Origin of the sequence: Mesorhizobium sp. Primo-A (genome assembly GCF_003997175.1) — a bacterium.
GTDB lineage: Bacteria > Pseudomonadota > Alphaproteobacteria > Rhizobiales > Rhizobiaceae > Mesorhizobium > Mesorhizobium ciceri.
On the sequence record NZ_RZTG01000044.1, the window covers coordinates 1 to 6,217 of the forward strand.

A 6,217-nucleotide genomic window follows, 5' to 3' on the forward strand; every position below is an offset into this window, starting at 1 on the left:
CAATGGGTGATCCTGCGGGCATCGGCCCCGAGATCATCGCAAAGGCATGCGCACGGCTGAAACCGCGTCTTGCCGACGGATCGTTGTCCCTTCTCATCATCGGCAGCGTCGCCGCCATGCGTGCAATGGAGTCGATTTCCGGGCGCATTGAGGAGGAACAACCGTCAGCTTCGGCCGCGGGGGTTTTTCCGCCGCTAGCCATTCTCGAAGCCGGCCCCGAACGCACACCTATCGAGACAGGCGTCTTGTCGGCGGAAGGCGGGCGCCTCGCCTATCTGGCGATCGAAAAGGCCGTTCGCCTGGCGCAGGCCGGTTCAATTGCGGGCATCGTTACGGCTCCCCTCAACAAGGAGGCGCTCAATCTGGCCGGCTATCATTATGCCGGTCACACCGACATGCTGGCAGAACTCACAGGCGCCCGCGATTCCGTGATGATGCTCGCCCATGGCGATTTTCGCGTCAGCCATGTCTCGACCCATGTAGCGCTGGCCCAGGTTCCGTCGAAACTGACCGAACCTCGGTTGCGGCGGGTTATCCAGCTGACGGTCGAGGCGTTGCGCGGCCTCGGCATTGCCCATCCCCGCATTGCGATCGCCGCGCTCAACCCGCACGCCGGCGAAGGCGGCATTTTCGGCCGTGAGGATATCGACATCACGACCCCGGTCGTCGCCTCCTACACGTCCGCCGATTTTGCGGTGTTTGGGCCTGTTCCGGGCGATACGGTTTTCGTCAAGTTGCGCGCCCGCCAGTATGACGCGGTGGTCGCGATGTATCACGATCAGGGCCATGTCCCGGTGAAACTGCTCGGCTTCAACATCGATCCCGCGACCGGTGAGTGGAAAGCGCTCTCTGGTGTCAATGTCACGCTCGGCCTTCCGATCATCCGCACCTCTGTCGACCACGGCACGGCCTTCGACATCGCCGGCAAGGGCATCGCCAATGAGGACAGTTTGGTCGAAGCGATCGAGTTCGCGGTCCAGATGGCCGCGGCGAAATCCAACCCTTAGGCGTCGGCACGCCTGCAACGCACGCGGAAGCGGATTGAACCATGGCAGCAGAAGACAAGAAATCCTATCTCATGTTGATCGACGGGAAGTTTGTCACCGGCGAAGCCGGCACGCGTTCGGTGATCAATCCGGCCAATGGCAAGGCCTTTGTCGACGTGCCCGAGGCAAGCCCGGATCAGGCTCGCCAGGCGATAGAGGCCGCCCGTAAGGCGCAGAAGGCTTGGGGGCTCAAAGCGCCTCTTGCCCGTGCGGCGATCATGAAGCGGATCGCGGTCTTGATCCGGCAGAACGCCCGACATCTGGCCGAGGTGGTGGTCAGGGAACAAGGCAAACCGATCAATGAAGCAATAGGTGAAGTCGGCGGCGCGGCCGAGTTCTTCGATTACTACGCCGAGTTTGCCCGTCGCATTCAAGGTGAAATCCTGCCATCCGACTACGCGGGAGAGCAGGTCTGGATACAGCGTGTGCCGGTAGGCGTCGTCGCCGCCATCATTCCGTGGAATTACCCGAGCGCCCTGGTCAGCCGAAAGGTGGCGCCCGCCATGATCGCCGGCGACACCATCGTCCTGAAACCGCATGAAGACACGCCACTTTCGGCGCTCGAAATGGCTCGCATCTTTGTCGAAGCGGGCGTGCCAGCCGGCGTCGTGAACATCATAACGGGACGAGGTGAAACCATAGGCGAAGTGCTCTGCACGGAACCCGGCGTCGACCTCATCACCATGACCGGAAGCGTACCGACCGGCAAGCGCATCATGGCGAATGCTTCGCGCAATCTGACACCTGTTTCGCTGGAGCTTGGCGGCAAGGCGCCATTCATCGTCCTGGCTGATGCCGATCTCGACCTGGCGGTTCGTTCCGCAGCCACGTCGCGCTACATGAATTGCGGACAGGTCTGCATATGCAACGAACGCACGCTCGTTCACCGTTCGATTTACGATCAATTCGTCACACGCTTTGTGGAGTTCTCCAAGTCGCTCGTCGTCGGTGATCCGATGCAGGCAAATACCGATATCGGCCCGAAAGTCAGTCTTGAAGAGTTGGAAAAGGTCGAGGCGGTCCTTGCGGAAGCCGTAGCGGGCGGCGCGAGGCTTGCTCTCGCCGGCGGACGCCCGACCAAGGCGCCCATCGATGGCGGCTACTGGCTCAATCCGACCGTACTGACAGATGTGACGCCTGACATGCCGATCATGACGCGCGAAATCTTCGGCCCGGTCGTGCCGATCATGCCCTTCGACACTTTCGAGGAGGCTGTCAGCATCACCAATGCCAGCAACTATGGCCTGTCGGCCTATCTTTTCACCAATGATCTGGGCCGCGTCATGAACGCCGTCAACGAGGTTTCGTTCGGCGAGATCTACGTGAACCGGATCGGACCGGAAATGCTGCAGGGTTTCCATGTCGGCTTCCGCGAAAGCGGACTGGGCGGCGACGACGGCGTGCATGGGCTCGAGAGCTACATGCGCAAGAAGACGGTCTACGTGAACTATTCGGGTGCCGCCACGGCGGCATTGATGCCTTACGGGCGCTGAACAGCGCCCAACCAGTACGACCAGCCAGGTCGCCACCCGGCCGCTACGGCCGTTTCATATGATCGGGAGGAATGAAATGTACTATCGTGGATTTATGGCGGCCGCCTTGGCCTTGGCGCTATCGGGACTGGCCGCATCGTCGGCTCTCGCCGATGACACCATCCCACCGGAAGCAAAAGCTCTGCTCGAGCCGCTGCCCCTGTCGCCGAGGGGCCAACCCGTCCCAGGCTTCCCGGATGGTCCGCCGGCGGTGTCGCCGGACGTGCTGAAATTCTCCGATGAGGATCTTGCCAAGCTCAAGGCGGGCAAGTTTACCGCTGGACTGGTGATGCACACAATGGATGCGGGCTGGCCTCAGTTGCAGGTTGCCGGAATCAGCAACACACTCAAGGATCTTGGTATCGAAATTGTTGGAACCACCGACGCCAAGTTCCAGCCCGGTCAGCAAATCAGCGATCTGGAGCAGATGATCGCCCGTAAGCCCGACGTGATCTTCTCGATCCCGATCGATCCGAAGTCTGAGTCCGAAGCCTACAAGAAGGCGACGGCCGCCGGCATCAAGCTGGTTTTCATGGACAACGTCCCGGTCGATATGGCGCCCGGCAAGGATTATGTGACCGTTGTCGCCTCCGACAATGAAAAGAACGCCTACTTCGCCGCGCAGGAACTTGTCGGGGCGATTGGCGGCAAGGGCGAGGTCGGCATCATCACGCTGGTTTATGACTATTACTACTCCGTCGCAGCCCGAAAGGTCGGTGCCTTGAAGGCGTTCGGCGAACATCCCGACATCAAGGTCGCGGATGTCGGCACCTTCACAGCCCCCGAGAAGGCTTACGAGGTTGCCACCGCAATGTTGACGGCGCATCCCGACATGAAGGGCATCTTCGTTGCCTGGGACACGCCCGCCCAGCAAGTCGTGGCCGCGGCGAAGACACTCGGCCGCGATATCGTCGTCACCACGAATGACATTGCCGCTGACAGCGCGCTGAACGTTGCACGCGGCGAATTTCTGGCCGTAGGCGCGCAGCGTCCCTACGACCAGGGCGTCGCCGAGGCCAAGGCGGCCGCGCTTGCATTGCTTGGACATGACGTCCCGCCATACATTTCGGTGCCGACGTTGCGTGTCAAGAAGCTCGACCTTCTCAGTGCCCTCAAGCAGGTCACCAAGGAAGATGCTCCGGCCTCGGTGGTAAAAATCTGCAACGGCGAGTGCTTCTAGCCCACTTTTTCGTCGGCGGGCTCCAACAGGCCGCCGACGCTCCCCTAGCGATCGAGAAAATCGTCATGGCCGAAGCGAAAACGTCACCGTCCCACAACGCGATCGTAGCGATGCAACGCATCAGCAAGTCGTTTGGCGCAAACCGCGTGCTGTCTGATATTTCGTTCGAGGTCATGGCCGGTGAAACGCACGCGCTGCTCGGCGAGAACGGTGCGGGCAAATCGACGCTCATGAAGATTCTCATGGGAGCCTATCGAACGGATGAAGGCCGCATTCTGTTCGCCGGAGAGGACGTCACGGCCTTGTCGCTTCGCGACAGGATCGACCGCGGTATTGCAATGATCTTCCAGGAACTGAGCGTCTTGCCGAACCGCTCGGTTGCCGAAAATCTGTTCATCCTTCGCGAGCCACTCGCCTTCGGCATGCGCGTCGACACCAGAACAATGGTTCGCGATGCCCAGGCTCTGATCGAGCGGTACGCCTTCTCGCTTGATGCTTCCGCGCGTGTGGGCGATCTGGCCTTCGCCCAACGCCAGATGGTCGAGATCCTCAAGGCGATCTCGCGGGGCGCCAAGCTGCTCGTCATGGACGAGCCGACTTCATCACTGACCATCCACGAGGAAGAAACGCTTTTTCGGACCATCGGTCAGCTCAAGCAGGGCGGAATCGGTATCGTTTACATCAGCCACCGCATGGCCGATGTGCTGCGGCTTTCGGATCGCATCTCGATCATCAAAGATGGCCGACTGGTTGGCCCACTTGATCCGAGCAAGACATCCATCGAGGATATCGCTGCGATGATGTCGCGGCCGAGGGGCGACGCGCCTTTGCCGACCGCCACAGTGTCCGCGAAACGCCACCCGGCAACGTCGATCGGGGCGCCGGCTCTTGAGGTCCGCGATCTAGCCACGTCGCGCAAGCTGTCCGACATATCGTTCTCGATCGATCCAGGCGAGATCGTCGGCCTTGCCGGGCTTGTCGGCAGCGGCCGCTCGACCTTGGGCAAGGCTTTGTTCGGCATCCTTCCAGACGTATCCGGCCACATCAGTGTCGCAGGCGAACCCGTTCGGCCGGGCAGCGTAAGCAGAGCGATCGCTGCTGGTGTCGCGCTTGTTCCCGAAGACCGTCGGCTCGAAGGGCTTGTTGGCGGGCGCTCAATCGAGGAGAATCTTGCGCTTCCCCGGCTTTCCGATTTCTCGCTCGCGGGTCCCCTTGGGCCGATGGCGAAGGCGCGGATAGCGGCTCTGTTCAGACAATACCGCGACGACCTCAACATCCTGTGCCGCGGCCCCTTACAGAAAGCCCAGGAGCTTTCAGGCGGCAATCAGCAAAAGATCGTCTTCGCAAAATGGCTGGCAATGAAGCCGAAGCTGTTGATCCTCGATGAGCCAACTTCCGGCGTGGACGTCAATGCCAAGCGCGATATGCGCGAGCTTGTGCGCCGCACGGCGGGCGATGGCGTCGCCGTGCTGCTCATTTCTTCGGAACTCGAAGAACTCCTGGATTTGTCCGATCGCATTCTGGTGATGGCGCAGGGGCGGATAACGCGCAGCATGGGCAGCGCGCACGACGAGACCGGGCTTCGCGCGTTGCTGCAGGCCGAGGCCGCCAGACAAACCAGCGTACACGCTCAGGGAGTTGCAGCATGAAATCGTCCTCGATGCCGATGCGCGCTAGTGCGATGAATTTTTTCCGCGATCACATCACCTATGTGATCTTCCTGGCGATCACCCTCTATTTCGTCTTGTTCGCCCCCCACTTCGCGTCAGTCTCAACCGCAAGCGCCGTTCTGCGTATCACAGCCATCGTTTCCGTGATGGCGATCGGCATGACGTTCGTCATCATCTGCGGTGAAATCGACCTGTCGGTCGGTTCGGTTGCCAGCTTTTCAGGTATGATCGGAGCGTTGCTGCTCGATCAAAGTGTCCCGGCCTATGTCGCCGCCCTTCTGGTGTTGGGCGCCGGGGCCTCGATCGGCGCGGTGTCGGGCGTGCTTGTTACAAAACTGCGCATTCCATCGTTTCTCGTAACGCTTGGGATGTTGTCCATCTTTTCCGGACTGGCACTGACCATCACCGGCACCCGGCCCGTGTCGATCGTCGATGATGATTTTTCGAACCTGTTCTGGAACGGCAGTTTTCTGGGCATGCAGGCACCGATCTGGTGGACGATCGTCCTTACGGCCGTCGGCTACTACCTGCTGCATCAAATGCCCTACGGCAGGCGTGTTTATGCGACCGGTGGAAATGCTGTTGCCGCGCGCTTTTCCGGTGTGCGAACGGACGGCGTCAAAATCTTCGCCTTTGCGATATCCGGCATGACCGCGTCCCTTGCGGGCCTGATGCTCGCGGCCCGCTCCACGGCTGGCAATCCCAGCCTGGGAGCGGGTCTTGAACTGGACGTGATCGCGGCCGTGATCATAGGCGGGACAAGTCTCTTTGGCGGTTATGGATCAATCG

5 protein-coding genes are annotated in these 6,217 nt (G+C 60.8%); all 5 read left to right on the plus strand.

What is annotated here, in order from left to right; genetic code table 11:
* Window positions 1-2: 2 nt before the first annotated feature.
* The gene (gene pdxA / locus EOC83_RS32460; RefSeq protein ID WP_063170568.1) at window positions 3-1,007 is read left to right on the plus strand and encodes a 4-hydroxythreonine-4-phosphate dehydrogenase PdxA; all 1,005 of its coding nucleotides are present in this window, start codon (window positions 3-5) and stop codon (window positions 1,005-1,007) included.
* Between the two features lie 41 nt (window positions 1,008-1,048).
* Window positions 1,049-2,539, plus strand: coding sequence for an aldehyde dehydrogenase (gene aldA / locus EOC83_RS32465; RefSeq protein ID WP_063170569.1), 1,491 nt, complete (start codon window positions 1,049-1,051; stop codon window positions 2,537-2,539).
* 76 nt (window positions 2,540-2,615) lie between these two features.
* Window positions 2,616-3,758: a substrate-binding domain-containing protein gene (locus EOC83_RS32470; RefSeq protein WP_063170570.1), complete on the plus strand. Its 1,143-nt coding sequence runs from the start codon at window positions 2,616-2,618 to the stop codon at window positions 3,756-3,758.
* 65 nt (window positions 3,759-3,823) lie between these two features.
* A complete protein-coding gene (locus EOC83_RS32475) occupies window positions 3,824-5,407 on the plus strand; it encodes a sugar ABC transporter ATP-binding protein (protein ID WP_024505179.1) in 1,584 nt (527 codons plus the stop codon).
* Window positions 5,404-6,217: ABC transporter permease (locus tag EOC83_RS32480; RefSeq protein ID WP_164762436.1), on the plus strand; the 814-nt coding region annotated here is incomplete at its 3' end. The genes EOC83_RS32475 and EOC83_RS32480, both read left to right, overlap by 4 nt.